The organism is Alicyclobacillus sp. CIJ1 (assembly GCF_057538885.1).
The window spans coordinates 37,931-53,890 of sequence record NZ_BAAJPH010000143.1 but is presented as its reverse complement, the minus strand read 5'-3'; the positions used below and the strand labels follow the sequence as shown (position 1 = coordinate 53,890).

At 61.6% G+C, this 15,960-nt stretch carries 13 protein-coding genes; 3 read left to right on the top strand and 10 right to left on the bottom strand.

Going from position 1 to position 15,960, the window contains the following annotated elements; all coding sequences use genetic code 11:
• Positions 1-23 precede the first annotated feature (23 nt).
• The 4 genes from AC27E8_RS13250 to AC27E8_RS13235 all read right to left on the bottom strand — a co-directional run bounded on the left by AC27E8_RS13250 (position 24) and on the right by AC27E8_RS13235 (position 6,258).
• Positions 24-1,700, bottom strand: coding sequence for a bifunctional aspartate transaminase/aspartate 4-decarboxylase (locus tag AC27E8_RS13250; RefSeq protein WP_487099755.1), 1,677 nt, complete (start codon positions 1,698-1,700; stop codon positions 24-26).
• 64 nt (positions 1,701-1,764) lie between these two features.
• Entirely contained in the window at positions 1,765-3,060 is a 1,296-nt protein-coding gene (locus AC27E8_RS13245) for an MFS transporter (RefSeq protein ID WP_487099754.1), read from the bottom strand.
• 106 nt (positions 3,061-3,166) lie between these two features.
• Entirely contained in the window at positions 3,167-4,756 is a 1,590-nt protein-coding gene (gene cimA, locus AC27E8_RS13240) for a citramalate synthase (RefSeq protein WP_487099753.1), read from the bottom strand.
• A gap of 143 nt (positions 4,757-4,899) precedes the next feature.
• Entirely contained in the window at positions 4,900-6,258 is a 1,359-nt protein-coding gene (locus AC27E8_RS13235) for a hypothetical protein (RefSeq protein WP_487099752.1), read from the bottom strand.
• A gap of 131 nt (positions 6,259-6,389) precedes the next feature.
• Here AC27E8_RS13235 and AC27E8_RS13230 point away from each other — a divergent pair, with 131 nt between their 5' ends.
• Positions 6,390-7,214, top strand: a complete 825-nt coding sequence (locus tag AC27E8_RS13230) for an aldo/keto reductase (RefSeq protein ID WP_487099751.1) — start codon at positions 6,390-6,392, stop codon at positions 7,212-7,214.
• Between the two features lie 53 nt (positions 7,215-7,267).
• Here AC27E8_RS13230 and AC27E8_RS13225 read toward each other — a convergent pair whose 3' ends face one another.
• Positions 7,268-7,660, bottom strand: a complete 393-nt coding sequence (locus tag AC27E8_RS13225) for a rhodanese-like domain-containing protein (protein WP_367305702.1) — start codon at positions 7,658-7,660, stop codon at positions 7,268-7,270.
• Between the two features lie 348 nt (positions 7,661-8,008).
• On the opposite strand from AC27E8_RS13225, the gene AC27E8_RS13220 reads away from it, so the two are divergent.
• Positions 8,009-9,196, top strand: coding sequence for an NAD(P)/FAD-dependent oxidoreductase (locus AC27E8_RS13220; protein ID WP_487099750.1), 1,188 nt, complete (start codon positions 8,009-8,011; stop codon positions 9,194-9,196).
• A 70-nt stretch (positions 9,197-9,266) separates the two neighbouring features.
• Here AC27E8_RS13220 and AC27E8_RS13215 read toward each other — a convergent pair whose 3' ends face one another.
• The 4 genes from AC27E8_RS13215 to AC27E8_RS13200 form a co-directional block, all read right to left on the bottom strand.
• Positions 9,267-9,764: a helical membrane plugin domain-containing protein gene (locus AC27E8_RS13215; RefSeq protein ID WP_487099749.1), complete on the bottom strand. Its 498-nt coding sequence runs from the start codon at positions 9,762-9,764 to the stop codon at positions 9,267-9,269.
• Between the two features lie 3 nt (positions 9,765-9,767).
• Entirely contained in the window at positions 9,768-12,752 is a 2,985-nt protein-coding gene (gene fdhF / locus AC27E8_RS13210; protein ID WP_487099748.1) for a formate dehydrogenase subunit alpha, read from the bottom strand.
• A gap of 114 nt (positions 12,753-12,866) precedes the next feature.
• The gene (locus AC27E8_RS13205) at positions 12,867-13,658 is read right to left on the bottom strand and encodes a formate/nitrite transporter family protein (protein ID WP_487099747.1); all 792 of its coding nucleotides are present in this window, start codon (positions 13,656-13,658) and stop codon (positions 12,867-12,869) included.
• 300 nt (positions 13,659-13,958) lie between these two features.
• Complete coding sequence (locus tag AC27E8_RS13200; RefSeq protein ID WP_014463698.1) at positions 13,959-14,372, bottom strand: Na-translocating system protein MpsC family protein; 414 nt, start codon at positions 14,370-14,372, stop codon at positions 13,959-13,961.
• A gap of 117 nt (positions 14,373-14,489) precedes the next feature.
• Here AC27E8_RS13200 and AC27E8_RS13195 point away from each other — a divergent pair, with 117 nt between their 5' ends.
• Positions 14,490-15,329 (top strand): DODA-type extradiol aromatic ring-opening family dioxygenase, encoded by an 840-nt coding sequence (locus tag AC27E8_RS13195; protein WP_487099746.1) that lies wholly within the window; start codon positions 14,490-14,492, stop codon positions 15,327-15,329.
• A 29-nt stretch (positions 15,330-15,358) separates the two neighbouring features.
• On the opposite strand, the gene AC27E8_RS13190 is transcribed toward AC27E8_RS13195, so the two are convergent.
• Positions 15,359-15,952: a hypothetical protein gene (locus AC27E8_RS13190; protein WP_487099745.1), complete on the bottom strand. Its 594-nt coding sequence runs from the start codon at positions 15,950-15,952 to the stop codon at positions 15,359-15,361.
• Between the last annotated feature and the right edge of the window lie 8 nt (positions 15,953-15,960).

Here is a 15,960-nt window from a genome sequence, read left to right as displayed (position 1 = left end):
CGGAACACATCGAGCGCGCGCCGTCATGCCTCGCCCCCGCCGCGCCTCCATTCCTCCGCGTACGCGTCGAGCGCCGAGACGAGTTCGCGTCCGAGGGTGTCGTAGGCGTCGTCCGGCAGATTCGCAAGCGACACGCGCACGGACCACGCGGGCGCATGAAAGCCACCGCCGTTCAACAAGACAATGCCCGACGACTCAGCCAGGCGAAAGAGGATGTCGACCGGCTCGTACTGGGCCTGCAGATATTCGACAAACTTGTCCCCGTACCGCCTCCGCGCGAGCGCGACGAGATCGATCTCGGTGTAGTACTCGGCCCAGAGAGGAATGTGGGGCATCTCGACCCCAAGCGCCTGGTACAGGCGTGCCATCCGCCTGTGGCAGATAGCGCGTACCTGAGCCTTGTACCGCTGACCGCGGTCGGTCAAGGCGTAGAGCGCGAAGAGCGCCATCTGTACCTGCTGAGGCGTCGACAGCCCCGCAGTGTGGTTGAGCGCGACTTGACGGCTGTCGGCCACCATCCGGTCGATGAAGGGAAGCCCGTCGGGCTCGCGCGAAAGGATCCGATACCGCGCGCCGAGGCGAGCACGCGCTTGAGCGGGCAGTCGCTGAAGGCGCTTGTCAAACACGTTTTGGCGGTGCAGCGCGACGACGCCCAGCCTCCAGCCTGTCACGCCGAAGTGCTTTGACAAGGAGTACACGAGCAGCGTGTTTTCGGGGAGTTCCGCGGCGAGCGATCGAAAACCTTCGACGAATGTGCCATACACGTCGTCCGTGATGATCATGAGATCGGGGTTGTGCCGGCGGACGATATCGACGAACGTCTCGCGCGTCTCGTAGCTGAGGGCAACGGACGGGGGATTGGATGGATGGACGAGAAACAGTGCCTGCACGGATGGATCCGCGAGCTTGCGGAGCTCGTCCGGGGGATACTGCCAAGTGGGTTCGCCCCCTGGATTGCGACCGGTAGCCCGGATTTCGATCACGTCAAACCGGTACCTGTCAAGCGCAGGGATCTCCACGTACGGCGGAAAGGTGGGCACCATCACGGCGACCTTCGCGCCAGGTGACAACAGCTCGTTCGCCGCGAGCGAATCGAACACGTAACACATCGCGGCCGTCGCGCCCTCCGTGGCAAACAGCTGCAAGTCGGCCGGTTGAACACGGCCTCCGCAGATCTCCTCGCTGAGATAGTGGGCGAGGACGCGCTCCACATACGGCAGCATGCGATCAGGCGTGGGATAGTTATCGCCTATGGCGCCGTCCACAAGTTCGTACAGGAGTTCTTCGCGGTCGAGGCCGCGCTGTGCGGCCACATCCAGGCACTCGAGGAGCACTTGACAGCCAGGCGTTTCTGCGTAGCGCTGCACGAAATCGTCAAACCGTCGGGCGATCCCGTCTGGATGCGGCATACCGGCGAGATCGCCCTCCTGCCAGACGCGCCTCGCCTCTTCCAGCGCGAACTGGCCAATACACCAAAACGCGTCGCGTGGGGCAGCCGCAATCCAGTTGGGGTTGCCGCGCCCCGCATCGAGCATCGCCCGGGCTCGCTTCTCGTCGTGACGCCGCGCGAGCGCCAGGAGCTCGTTCCGCAACTCGAAAGGGCTCTCGTCTTCGTACGACTTTTCCATCGCGCGGCGAGAAGCTGCGTCGTGCGGAAGGCGAAGCGCCTCCGGCTGACCGTTCGCTCGATTCACCGCCATCCTCCTCGTCCTGTGCTACAGATTTCAGGGCAATCCATTGTTTTCCTCTCCAGGTTTCCCGGCATCACGGCCCGTTATCCGCCGAATGCCCGCCCTCGCCTTCTCGCCACTCACAGACTCTCAAGCGCACCCACGCAAAGTTGGCCAAGTAGAGCAAGATCACCGCCGCCAACATGACGCGAATCCCAAATCCAGCAGACACAGCTCCCCCGATGAGGGGACCGGCAAAGCTGCCGAGGAAGGTGGAACTGGCCGTGAGTCCATAGACGCGCCCTCGCATCTCCTTGGGCGTCATGCGGCCCACGAGCGCGTTCGCGGTGGGCAAGATGCCGCCGATAAACGCCCCAAGCAGGAACCGTCCAAGCATAAACACCCACACGTTCGGCGCGAGGGCCTGCGGAATGTAGCACAGTGCGGCGCCGACCAGCGAGATCGACAACACCTTGCGGTAACCGATCCGGTCGCTTCGCTTGCCGAGAAACGGAGAGAAGATCAGATCCGCGATGCCTGTCACGGCGAAGCATGCACCGGAAAGCGTGCCGATCACGCCGAACAGCTGAGGATCCCGTCCAAGGAGCTCCCGGATGTACAGCGGAAGAACCGGTTGTACGCTCATGACCGAGAACTGAGCGGCAAAGAGGACGAAAAACATCACCTGAACGCTGCGGAGGTCGCGCACAGCCTTGAACTGGGCAATGAGCCCCATGCGCCGGCCCATGCCATTCGATTCGCCAGACGATGTTTTCGGCTCTCGAATCATTGTCCAGGTCAAGAGGAACGCAGTGGTGGCGAACGCCGCCGTGAGATAGAACACCATGCGATAGTTATGGTCAAATGCGTCGACGAGCACGCCGCCCAAAAGGGGGCCGACGAGGCTCCCGACCATGGCGAATGTCGAAAGCCATCCCAGTGCGAATCCCAGCCGCTCCTCCGGAATCGTGCTCGCGACGAGCGCGTTGGCAGACGCCGAAAACCCGCTGAACGCCCCCTGCAACATGCGGATGACAAGAAGCTCATACACGTTCCGGGACAATCCCATCAGACTGGTGGCAATGGCAATGGCAAGGGTAGTCCGCATCACCATGAGCTTCTTGCCGCGCTTATCCGCGACGGATCCCCACACGGGGGACATGATGGCCGACATGAGGAAGTTGGCACTTGCCACGGCCCCAGCCCAGAGATCCACGGCGCGCGGGTTGTGGACGCCTAGCTGACCGATGAAAAGCGCCAGAAACGGGTTCATACTCGAAAAGGCCATCATCATGATGGCTTGCACGGCGCACATCGTCCAAAGCGTCCGTTGCCAGGACACTGGGCGTCCACGTCGGTCCCTGGCGCGCTCTGCACCCGATGCTTCCACCGGCAACCCCCCACTCAGAGCTGAAGCGCCGAGCCAGGGCTTGGGCTTCGGCGCTCCGCGTCGCGTCGATGTTCGCCTTCCATTGTCGCGCTTTCATCCAATCGTTTCAAGTCTCGACCAGGGCCTGGCTCGGTACCACGAGCGCCAGGTAGTACTGGATGCTGTCGACGAGCGCCTCCCAGCTCGCCGCGATGACGTTCTCCGATACGCCCACGGTCCGCCAGACGTGATCGCCGTCCGTCGACTCTATCAGCACGCGCACTCTCGCCGCCGTCGCATCCTTTTCGTCCAACACGCGGACCTTGTAGTCCGTGAGATGCATGCGGCGGATCTCGGGACGATAGGGGGCGAGCGCTTTGCGCAGCACCGCGTCAAGCGCATTGACCGGGCCGTTGCCCTCGGACACGGTGTGGACGATCTCCCCGTCCACCTCGAGCTTGATGATGGCCTGAGATGTCGCCTCGCCTTGGCGTTGCACGTCGGTATCCACGCGCACAGCAAGGACTTGAAAAGGCGGTCTGAAATCGTTGAGGGCCCTACGAAACAAAAGTTCCTGCGACGCCTCGGCACCTTCGAACTGATACCCCATGTGCTCCATCTGCTTGATGCGGTCAAGCAAACGCCTGAGCTCGGTCTCGCGTCCCTCCGTGGGAATGCCGAACGCCTGCGCCTGCGCCAAGACGTTCGAGACGCCCGACAACTCGGACAGGAGCACACGGCGCTCGTTGCCGACGACTTCCGGTGGAATGTGCTCATACGTCTCGGGATCTCGCTGGATGGCGCTCACGTGGATGCCGCCCTTATGGGCGAATGCGCTGTGTCCGACGAATGGCTGGTAACTGTGCGCCACGAGATTGCAGACTTCCCCAACAAACCGGGCCACCGGCGTCAACAGCCGCAGGTGGTCGCGGGAAGGCAGGCACGGATACCCGAGCTTCAGCTCAAGGTTCGGAATCACGGAGGCCAAATTGGCATTCCCGCAGCGTTCCCCGATGCCGTTGATGGTTCCGTGCACCATCCGGGCACCCGCCTGAACCGCGGCGAGGCTGTTGGCCACCGCTAGTTCGCAGTCGTTATGCGTGTGAATGCCGACTTGAACCGGCACTTCCTGAATGACTTGGGCCACCACCTCGTGGATCTCATGCGGCATGCTCCCGCCGTTGGTGTCGCAAAGCGCCACCCAGTCCACGCCGGCCTCCCACGCCGCCCGAACGGTCGCGAGCGCATACGCTCGGTTTCGCTTGAATCCGTCGAAAAAGTGCTCCGCGTCGAAGATGACCTCGCGGCCGTGCTGTTTCAAGTAACGCACGGTATCCCGGATCATCGCGAGGTTTTCGTCGAGATCGATGCGGAGGGCCTCCGTGACGTGAAAATCCCAGGCCTTCCCGACGATCGCGACGACGGGCGTCGAAGCGTCCAGCACGGCCCGCACACCCGCGTCATCCTCGACGCGGACGCCAGGACGGCGTGTCGAGCCAAATGCCGTGAGCTTCGCGTGCTTGAGGTGAAGCGACTTCGCGGCTCGGAAAAACTCCTCATCCTTCGGATTTGCTCCCGGAAAACCGCCTTCGATGTAGGCGACGCCGAGATCGTCCAACTTTTCTGCAATCTTGAGCTTGTCGGCGACCGTCAGGCTGACGCCCTCGCCCTGGGTACCGTCGCGCAGCGTGGTATCAAGCAAATACACGTAGTTCATTCGTTCATCTCCTCGCCACTCCCTGAAATCTCTATCTAAGACCCATCGAAGGGATGCTATGTTTCAATATGAACGGAATCTTAGGAAATGTCCAGACCGACTCGAACGTAAAATGTACCCCTGGTGAACACAAAAGATCCCGGCTACGCAAGCGCGATGGCGAGACCCGTAGCTGCTGCCAGGCCACACATGACCGGTAGAAAATTGCGCCGCGTCAAGAGTTCGGGGTCGCAACCGGTGACGCCGGCGATATCCAACACGCCCCACGGCACTAATGTTCCTCCTCCGCTCCACACGGAGCCCATCTGTCCCAGCGCTGCAAGCATCGCGACGTTCGCGCCGATGGGCTGACCGAGCGCCTGGGCGAGCGTACCCACGAGCACGAGTCCAGAAAACCCAGACCCATCAAGGCCTGCAATCACGCCGACCAGCACAATCATGATGGCCACAGGAGCGACGGACAGAGGTACGTGGTGGATGAGGGCACGTCCGAGATCGAAGAGAAACCCAGGTGCGCCAGGCCCGAGGATCTCGGGTGACACCTCTGGCGATCCCATGAGGAAAAATCCAGCAATCGGAATGACGGGTGCAAAGACCCGTACGGAGAATGTGAAGCCGTCCTGCAAACACGACATCACGTGGAACGCGGCCGCACCCCGGTATTCCACAAAGGAGACCACCAGTAGCAGGAGAAGTGCCACGCCGCCCATCAGCGCAGTCGCGTCTCCTCCTCGCAGGGGTAGGAGGACCGTGACCAGAATCGTCGAGAGAAACGACATGGGCACGAGGATCGCTGCAATCCAGGCGCTCAATCCGGCTTTTGTCTGCCCCATGTCAACCGGAGGAGCCTCCGCGACAAGGCGGCCTTTCGCCATGTCGCGCCTCAGGAGCAGGTACCCTATCGCCGTGCTGACCACACCCGTCGCGATGACGAGCGGAATGCTCGCGACAAGAACGCTGGAGACGGACACGCCTGCTCCTGAACTCGTGAGCTTCGGGGCACCTTGAATGACAAAGTCTCCTGACAGCGCAATGCCGTGTCCGAACAGATTCATGGCCATGGCGGCACCTACCAGAGGTAGGCCGGCTCGAAGCGCGATGGGCGTCATGAGCGGCGCCACCATCATGGTGGCAGGAGTGGGCCAGACGAAGAGGGAGACAGCTCCCTTGACCAGGCCGAGCCCCCAAAAAGCTACCCCCGGCGTCTTGACCGCGCGTCGGAAGGGGCGGAGGATTAGCTGATCAGCCCCTGTCTTTTCCATGAGGCGAAGCAGTGCAATGAGAACCCCAATGATCACCATGATGCTCAGCAGATTGTTCGCACTCGCCAGATTGGCGTTGTAGACGACCTGCAGCCCTTTGACCCAGCTGTGCGTGTACACCAATCCGATAGCGAATGTGCCAAGCACGCAAATCGGAATCACCCCTCGGCGCATGGCCATGCCGAGGACGACCAACGCGACGACAGCGAGATACAGCCAGTGCGAGGCGGTCAGTGCCATCGTGAAACCTCCAACCTGATGCGTGTTGGAGCATTGTATGGCACCAGCCCATGAACGGTCACCGCTTCGCGCTTGCGGTATAATCGTGTTTGGCACTCGGATACCAATTGCGAGAGGGAGGCTGCACCGCAATGGTCGCACAACACGTGCAGGACACCGTCACCCTGAACAACGGAGTCAAGATGCCGTGGCTCGGGCTTGGCGTCTACAAGGCACAGGCAGGTGCCGAAGTCGAACAGGCCATCCGCTTCGCCTTCGAAGCCGGCTACCGCCATATCGACACCGCGGCTTTTTACGCCAATGAGGAGAGCGTTGGGAAAGCTGTCCGTGAATCGGGACTACCCCGCAGTGAGGTCTTTGTCACAACCAAGGTTTGGAATACCGATCAAGGTTACGACCAGACGCTTCGTGCATTCGAAGCGAGCCTCAAGCGCCTCGGCTTCGACTACGTGGATCTGTATCTGGTCCACTGGCCGGTGAGCGGGAAGTATCGCGAGACCTGGCGTGCACTCGAGCGCATCTACGACGAGAAACTTGCTAGAGCCATCGGGGTAAGCAATTTTCAGATTCATCATCTCGAGGATATCCTCGCGCACGGCAACGTCGTCCCGGCGGTCAACCAGGTGGAATATCACCCTCTGTTGACCCAGGAACCCCTGAGGCAGTTCTGCCGGGAGCATCACATCCAGCTGGAAGCGTGGAGTCCCATTATGCGGGGGAATCTCGATCTCCCGGTCCTGCAGGAGCTGGCGCAGAAGTACCACAAGACGCCCGCCCAAATTGTGCTTCGCTGGGATCTGCAGAACGAGGTGGTGACCATCCCCAAATCGGTTCGCAGAGAGCGCATCTTCGAAAACGCGGACCTGTTCGACTTCTCGCTGTCCGATGAAGACATGCGACGCATCAGCGCGCTCAACCAGAACCATCGCTTCGGACCCGATCCCGACACCTTTTAAGGCAGAAAGCGCCCAAATGGGGCGCTTTCTCTTTTACGAACCCTTCTTGTACATCAGTGTACGACCTCATAGCCAGCTTGCTTCCACGCAGCCGTCCCGCCTTCGATGTATGCCACGTTCGTGAAACCCATGAGTTTCAGCACGTACGCCGCCAGAGCCGCCTGTCCGCCCGCTCCACACGTGGTGATGATGGGCCGATTGCGATCCGCGAGGCGCTCATCGCGCAGTTCCTTCGGAAGCTCCAGATCAGCGCGAATCGGAAGCATCCCGAGCGAGATGTTGACGCTCGACGGGATGAGCCCGCATGCGCCCGCGTCCGCCGCGTCCTGCACGTCGATGACGAGGGTGTTCGGGTCTTCTTCCAGCCGTTTCTTCGCCTCAGCGGCAGTCAGCCCTGGCACGTTCTCCTTGGCCTTTTGCACCATCTGCATGAAGGTCAATGCCACGAAAATTCGCCCTCCTCCAAAGAGATCCTTGCTTGTCCATTATACGCCTCCGATCCGGGCATCCGTCCACCCAATGTCGCGCCCGCGTACATACAGTGAACCATCGAACGACAAGGAGGTGCTGAGACGATGTACGGTGTCTTCGGTGGTTACACCCGCTGGGCTGTCGTGTTTCTCATCATCTTCGTGCTGTTCATCCTCCTCGTTCCGTACGGCGCCTATACGAATTGAGGCCCATCCGGAGCCGCGCGCAAGCGTGGCTCCATTTTTTAAGAGGCGACAGCGCCGTCGAGTCTCCTCGGCTCCTCTCTTCTCTCGATTCGTGTATCATCAGAGCGAGAGGAGAGAGTGCATTTGGGTGGAATTGTGATTCTAGGGGCGGGATACGGTGGCCTCGCCGCAGCGCTGGAACTGGATCGGCATGGCATTCCGTTTACACTTGTGAATCGCGAGCCGTACCACACGTTCAAGACGCTTCTACACGAAGTCGCTGGGGCGCGACATGACCCGCATACGTACGCGCTATCGCTGGAAGACCTGTTTCATCGAAAGACGAGCGAGATCGTCATCGCTGAAGTCAAGAACCTGCGGCTTTCGGACAAGCTCGTCGAAACCGACGGCGCCACGCTGGCATACGACACGCTGATTGTGGCGCTCGGGAGCCGCACGGCCACCTTCGGACTTCCGGGCGTGGCGGAGCACACGTTCCGGCTGGATTCGTTGCGCGCCGCGATGGAACTCCATCACCATGTGGAACGAGAACTCGAGCGGTGCCAACAAACGGGAGACCCCATCCACCTCAGGGTGCTCGTGGCAGGCGGCGGCCTGACAGGGGTCGAACTCATGGGCGAATGGGCGGACTGGTTGCCGAAGCGCGTGCGCGAGCTCGGACTGCCCGTTTCGGAGCTACGCCTAGGTTTGATCCACGCGCACGCCGAGATTCTTCCCGACGTGGACCACCAACTCCGAGCTGTGGCTCAGACCAAGCTCGTTGAACGCGGCGTGGAGTTGATTCTCAACGAGCGCGTGGCCGGAGCCGAGCCGCAGGCGTATCTGCTCGCGTCGGGCCGAAAGCTCGAAGCCGGCACGCTCGTCTGGACGGGCGGCGTCGAAGCACCCGCCCTGTTGAAGGAAGCGGGGCTTCCGGTGGACGCACGAAACCGAGTGGACGTGGACGAGTTCCTGATGGCCAGGGGTTTGGCCGACGTGTACGTCATTGGGGATTGCGCGCGCTTCACCGACGCTCGCGGCAACGTCCTGCCGCCCACCGGGCAGGTGGCTGAACAGATGGGCCATCACCTCGGTGCGAATCTCGTGCGAAGAGCACAGGGGCGCCCTCCGTTGCCATTTGTCTACCACGATCACGGCATGGTGGCTTCGCTTGGACCCAGGTACGGCGTGGCTGAGATCGGCAAGCATCACGCGACCGGCGCCACCGCGCTGGTGCTCAAGGACGGATCGAAGATGAAATATTTAATGCATCTAGGAGGTCCTGTAACCCTCTTCAAGCGGTATCGACAATGGCTGGAGATATGACAACACAAGCAAGGCCGCGGCTTCTGACCGCGGCCCATTTTGGTTCGACATTTCCCGAGAAATTGCGCCTTCAGTCTGAGGAGCCTTGCGACTGAAGAGCCTTGCCCATGCCGGACAAAAAGCGCAGAAGGAACCTCAGCGCATACGATACATTCGGATCCTTCAGCAGCGCAAGCAGTTCGAACACGCCGAGCGGCTTCCCGTCAGCGGATGTCGCCTCTTTTGCGTCCGCGAGCCCACCTGCGACAGCGTCCACGAGCCTGGCTAGCAGACTTGGATCAAATTTCCCGAGCGCCTGAGCCAAGCCGATGGCGTTCTGCAGCGCAGAGGTGTACTCATCGCGAGCCAGCAGATCCACGACGTGCGCCAGAATCCGGTCTCCGCGTTCAAGAAGCGCAGTGAGCATCGGCAAAAGCCCTTTCTCCTCGGCCAGCGCCACGAGTCGAATCAAACGCTCCGCCGCCTGCTCGTCGTGCACCACCTCGTCCGCCAGGCGCTCGAGGACGCGTTGGCGCCGCTCCTCGAGCGTCTCCTCCCGGCGCTGAATGACCCGAATCGGTTCCGCCACGGCTCAACCCTCCTTCACGATCGCGCGATCCGTCACCAACGGCACATAGTCTTTGCGCGCCCACTTTTGCTCGACATTCACACCGGGCTGTGGGTTCGGTTTGCCCAAGCGGAAGTTCCCTCGCTTGATGGGCGGTTCACCGCACGATTGGATGACCTCCATGCGCACGCGCATCTCCTTATAGGCAGGCGTATAGGTGGCGGTGTCGTGATCGCTCGATGTCAGGCGGTTCACCGCCTCCTCGTCCGCATGGGACAAGAGCGGGACGTACACGTGTTTTCCGGACACGCGATCCGTCACGGCCACGCGCACCTTGATGCTGCCGTACGGGGAGACAAGGCGCACCAGCGCACCGTCCTGCACGCCGCGCTCCTTTGCGAGCTCCGGCGAAATTTCGACGAAGGTCTCCGGCACCTTCTCGTGGATCCCGGGCACGCGGCTTGTCATATTGCCCTCGTGGAAGTGCTCGAGCAACCGCCCATTGTTCAATTCGAGATCGTATTCCTCGCCGACTTCGATGGGCGGTGTCCAGTCGACAGGATACAGCCGGGCCTTTTTGTCTGGGAATGCGAAGCCGTCTGTGTACAGGAGCGGCGTATCGGTGCCGTCCGGAAGCACGGGCCACTGCAGACTCCGATAGCCTTCGAGGCGGTCATACGACGCCCCGCGGAACAAATCGGCCGCGCTCGCCATTTCCTCAAAGATCTCCCGCGGAGATGTGTAGTTCCAGTTGGCGCCAAACCGGTTGGCCACCATCTGAATGATCTCCCAATCCGGCTTGGAATCGCCGAGCGGATCCAGGACCTTGTACAGGCGCTGGATGCGGCGCTCGGTGTTCGTGAAGGTTCCCTCCTTCTCCAAGCTCGGGCAGGCCGGAAGGACCACATCGGCAAACTGCGCGGTTTTGGAAAGGAAGACGTCCTGAACCACGAAGAACTCGAGTTTCCGAAAGGCGTCCTCCACATAGTTGGCATTGGAGTCGACCACGGCCATGTCTTCGCCGCACAAATACATCGCCTTGAGCTTGCCTTCGTGAATGGCGTCCACCATCTGGTGGTTGTTGAGGCCTGGCGTGGTCGGCAGTTCGACGCCCCAGAGTTTCTCCCACTTCCGCCGCTGTTCTTCGTTGTCCACTCGCTCGTACCCAGGCAGGAACGGAGGCGCACAGCCCATGTCGCCCGCTCCCTGCACGTTGTTGTGACCGCGCAGCGGATACGCGCCGGTACCAGGACGCGCCACGTTTCCCGTTACCAAGAGCAAGTTGCAGATGGCGGTCGACGTGTCGCTGCCGCCGCGGTGCTGCGTCACGCCCATGGCCCAGCAGACGGCGACGCGCTCTGCCTCCATGATCATCTCAGCCACGCGAATGAGTTCCTCTTTGCGAAGGCCGCAGACCTCGCTCGCGTAATCTAACGTGAACTTCTCAAGTGACCGGACGTACTCGTCGAAGCCATTCACCCGATCCCGCAAGAACGCCTCGTCGTGCCGGCCCTGGTCGATGATGTACTTCGTCACCGCGGACAGCCACACCAAATCCGTGCCTTGGCGCGGCTGAATGAAGAGGTCGGCGCGTGTGGCCATGATGTTGCGCCGCACGTCGGCCACGATGTGCTTCTGGCCGCGCTTCTTCTGCGCACGGCGGAGGCGCGTCGACAACACAGGATGCGCCTCGGCAGGGTTCGCACCGACGATGAGGACGAGATCGGCCAACTCGAGGTCCTTGATGGACCCGGTGTCGCCGCCGAGCCCCATGGTCCGCCGCAGCGCTTCGGTCGCAGGCGACTGACAGTAGCGCGAGCAGTTGTCGATGTTGTTCGTGTGCATGACGGCGCGCGCGAGCTTCTGCATCAAGTAGTTTTCTTCGTTGGTCGTCTTGGACGACGAGATGAACGCCACCGCGTCGTACCCGTACTTCGCCTGGATCTCCTTGATGCGCCGTTCGATCACGTCGAGCGCCTCGTCCCAGGTCACTTCCACGAACCGATCGCCCTTGCGCACCAACGGCTTGGTCAGGCGATCCGGGCTGTTCACAAAGTCCCAGCCGAACTTCCCCTTGACGCACGTGGAGATCTGGTTGACCGGCGCCTCCATCTGCGGCTCGACCTTCAAAATATGCCGATCCTTTGTCCATACGTCGAACGCGCAGCCCACGCCGCAATACGTGCAGACCGTCTTCGTCTTCCGAATGCGCGCCTCGCGCATCTCGTGCTCTATCTCGGAGACGACGAAGATGGACGAGTAACCGGGCTCGACCTTTTTGGTGATGTCGATCATCTTCTCGAGAGTGGGCTTTTCAATGCCCGTGAGGAAACCCGCTTCCCCAAGCATGGATTTTTCCATGAGCGCGTTGGTCGGACAGACGGTCACGCAGTGGCCACATGACACACACGACGACTCGTTGATGGGCACGTCGTTGTCCCAGATGACCCGCGGCACCTCGCGGTCCCACGCGATGGAGAGAACCTCGCTCACCTGCAGGTTTTGACACGCCTCGACGCAGCGGCCGCAAAGGATGCACTGCTGCGGATCGTACCGATAGAACGGGTTCGACATGTCGACCTCGTACGGCTTGGGCGTGAACGGGTACGCCTGATGTTCCACGCCCATCTGCATCACCGTGTTGTGCAGCACGCAGTTGCCGTTGTTGTTGTCGCACACGGTGCAATACAGTTCGTGGTTCTTCAAAATGCGATCCATCGCCTCTTTGCGGGCGTACCGCGCGGCGACGGATTTGGTTCGAACCACCATTCCGTCCTCGACAGGTGTCGAACAAGCGCGCATCAGCTTGCCGTCGATCTCGACAATACAGGTGTCGCACGTCTCAATGGGGCCGAGGGCCGGATGATAACAGACATGCGGATGTTCCTGCCCCGTGGACAGGATGGCGTCGAGCACAGACGCGCCTTGTTCCACCGTGACTTCCTTGCCGTCGATCTCGACTTGCACGGTCCGCGCCTCGACCTGTGCTTCGGTCCTGATATCGATCATGCCGATATCCCCTTTCTCTTTCGGTTTACGCGAGAGGAGACAGACGGCCGCGTAGACGGGCCGCGCCCCACGGCAAGGGCGCGGTCATGGCGGGCGGGCGACGGAGCGAGCGAATCAAGCCTCGCGCCGAGACTTCGTCAGGTAGACGAGGTAATACGCAAGTGCGGTGAAAATCCAGCCGCCGATGGCGTTGCCGATGAACGCACCGCACCATTCTTCGATGATTTTGCCCCACGAGTAGTCGGCGCCGACCCACAGACCTGCCGGGAGCACGAACATGTTGGCCACGACGTGCTGGAAGCCAATGGCCACAAACGCCATGATGGGGAACCAGATGGCGAAGATCTTGCTCACGATGTCCTTGGCACCATACGCCATCCAGACCGCGAGGCAGACCAACCAGTTACACCCAATGGCTGAGAGAATGGTCGGCCCAAACGCGAGCTTCGCTTTGGCCGTCGCGATGGCAATCACCGTCGCCTTGAACGGATCCGCCGTGAGCAGGTGCGCGCCGACGCCAAACGCGCCCGCGACGAACAGCGAACCGAGCAGATTGCCCACGAGCACCCAGAACCAGTTGTACACGAGACCGCCGATGCTCGCGCGCCCCGCGTGCACGGCAATGGGCACCGTCATCATGTTGCCGGTCAAAAGTTCGCCGCCGGCGATGACCACAAGCATGAGGCCGACGGGAAACACCGCGCCACCTATCAGACTCTTGATGGACGCCAGGCTGTCCGGCAGGCTGGCCGTCACCCGGATGTCGACAAGGAACCCCAGCGCGATGAACGCGCCCGCCAGAATGCCGAGAATGAGCAGCTTCCACCATGCTTCCTTCGTCTTCTTTTCGCCGATTTCGACTGCCAGTTGCGCAATTTCCGCTGGACTCAAGAACCCGTTGCTCATTCGACTCTCACCCTTTTCTCCTCAGCGCTCGTCTGGGTCACATCGTTCCCAACGTTACCTTGTGCAGCACGGCGAGCTTCATACCTAAAAGGAAACCCATGATGACCCAATCACCGCGCGCACAAAAAAAGACACAAATTGCCGCCTGTTGCGGTCAACTTGTGCCGATGTGTTCGCCTGCAGAACCTACAGGCCAACCATTCAAGCGCCGAGCCAATGGTTTCGTAGCGCGCCCACTCACGCGAATGCACCCGCCACGCGCCTACATTATAGCACGTTCGAGGTGAAACCGAATACAACTCATTCTGCGGATTCTTGCGCTTGATTCGCCTGTTTGCCGCAGATGAATCCGTCCGGAAGGGGCTCTTTTGGAATGGGGCGCTCAAAAATGAAGACCGAAACCCCCATGTCCTCCTCCACCTTGAAGTCGGAAAACAGGTATAGAAACTTCGAGCCCGCCACCTCTTCCAGACCCTCCGGGACCTTCCGCTTGTACAACTCCTGAATCATGCTCGTCCGCGCCAAGCGCACCATCTCGGCCCCTTCGGGCGTTCGGCTGATGAACTTTTCCGTCGGCGTCAGATTACCTTGCAGCACGGAGATGGCCATGTTATCCACGAACACCGTGTGGATCCGCTCCGGTCCCTTGCCGAAGCACTCCTTTCGCACCCTGCGAACGATCTCGTTAAACGCCTGTTCGCGACTTTTCGGCATTCCCCATCGCCCCCGGCCGTCTCGCTCCTCTGACTCTATTGTAGCCGCTTCTCTTACGTCAGCCAAATGTGGCGTTCGCGCGAGATTTCGTCTACAGTGGCGTCAGGAGGCGATTCCATGAGCATCGTCTTTGCAGCCATTACACCGCACGGCCTGCCTATTCTCCCTGAACTGGCCGGCGAGAGCCCGGATCTCATGGCCAAAACGCGCGCAAGCCTCGTGGAACTCGGTCGCACCGCCCAGACTGCCGATCCCGACGCGTTCATCGTCATCACCCCGCACGGCATCCGCGCGGAGGGCCAGTTCACCCTTACTGCAAGCGCCTACATGGAAGGCGAGTTGAGCGAGCAGACCGCGGCGCTGATGGTGCGTGTGCACCGCCCCGACAAGGGCAACCGCGTTCACATGCGCCGCGCCGTGGATCGCGAACTCGCGCGCGAGATCGCAAAGTTCGCGTCACCCCACCTGCCCATCGCGGTCCTCAACTTCGCCACCGCGGAAGGTCCTCTGTCCACGCTCCCGCTCGACTGGGGAACGATGATCCCGCTTTTCTTCATGCCGGATCGCCCTGTGGTCGTGATTCAGACGGCGCCATCCCGCCCGTTTGAGGAACACGTCCGCCTGGGCCAGGCGATCCGAGCCGCGTGCGATGCGCTCCGTCGCCGGGCCGCCCTGATTGCGAGCTGCGATTGGGCGCACGCGCATGCAGAAGACGGGCCGTACGGCTACCACGAAGACGCCGCGAGGCTCGACGAGGAAGTGGCGCGAGCCATCGCGGCAGGAGAATTGGAACGCCTAGCAGACTTTCCAGGCGAGATGATTCAACACGCTCGGCCGGACGGCCTGTGGCAAGCCCTGGTTCTCGCGGGTGCCGTGCCCAAGGGCGAGCGGCACCCGCGCGTGTTGTCCTACGAGCGGCCGACCTATTTCGGCATGCTGTGCGCGCAGTTGGTGTGACGGCGAGCGATGCCCGAGCGTGCGAATGATTACGGCGCGCCGATGACGGGTTCGCGCAAGTGGGGCGATACGACGACGGTGTCGAGGACGCTCGACACCTGCCCGGCGTCAGCGGTTACGAGCCGATACGTGCCGGGATGCCCGAGCAGGAAGCGGCGATGAAGCCCATCCGCCGCACCAGGGATAGGTTGAAACGCCAGGTGATCCAGGTCCGCGGTGCGCATCTGGCACCTGTCGGCCCCTATCCCCTCGACGTCGAGCTCCCAGCCAAGCGGCACGGACAGCACGAGCGCACCGCGATTGGCACGCATGGTGCGGCCCGTGTCCCGGCCGTCTGTGTACGCATGTGGAGACACAGGCGCCGTGATGGCCCGGCCGTCCGTGTACGCGTCGGGAGAGATGGGCGCCGTCACGCCGCGCCCGTCCGTCGCCTCAAGCGGCGAGGAGGTGCGAGGTCCTGCCACCGGCCGCAGATCGACCGTCACCACGTGATGTGCCTCGTCCAGGTGAACGGCGTGCATCATCGGCCCGTACACCGCTTGCCGCGTCGCAGCGAGGGCGGGGTTCGTGCTCGGATGGGACCATCCGAAGAACGCGATAGAAAGCAGAAGAGCGGGCCCCATGGGTCATC

Bases quoted from the DNA above. Each gene is read 5' to 3' on its own strand.
- AC27E8_RS13195 (WP_487099746.1), top strand. From the start codon at position 14,490: ATGAGCATCGTCTTTGCAGCCATTACACCGCACGGCCTGCCTATTCTC.
- fdhF (WP_487099748.1), bottom strand. From the start codon at position 12,752: ATGATCGATATCAGGACCGAAGCACAGGTCGAGGCGCGGACCGTGCAA.
- AC27E8_RS13205 (WP_487099747.1), bottom strand. From the start codon at position 13,658: ATGAGCAACGGGTTCTTGAGTCCAGCGGAAATTGCGCAACTGGCAGTC.
- AC27E8_RS13200 (WP_014463698.1), bottom strand. From the start codon at position 14,372: ATGCCGAAAAGTCGCGAACAGGCGTTTAACGAGATCGTTCGCAGGGTG.
- AC27E8_RS13250 (WP_487099755.1), bottom strand. From the start codon at position 1,700: ATGGCGGTGAATCGAGCGAACGGTCAGCCGGAGGCGCTTCGCCTTCCG.
- AC27E8_RS13190 (WP_487099745.1), bottom strand. From the start codon at position 15,952: ATGGGGCCCGCTCTTCTGCTTTCTATCGCGTTCTTCGGATGGTCCCAT.
- AC27E8_RS13230 (WP_487099751.1), top strand. From the start codon at position 6,390: ATGGTCGCACAACACGTGCAGGACACCGTCACCCTGAACAACGGAGTC.
- cimA (WP_487099753.1), bottom strand. From the start codon at position 4,756: ATGAACTACGTGTATTTGCTTGATACCACGCTGCGCGACGGTACCCAG.
- AC27E8_RS13235 (WP_487099752.1), bottom strand. From the start codon at position 6,258: ATGGCACTGACCGCCTCGCACTGGCTGTATCTCGCTGTCGTCGCGTTG.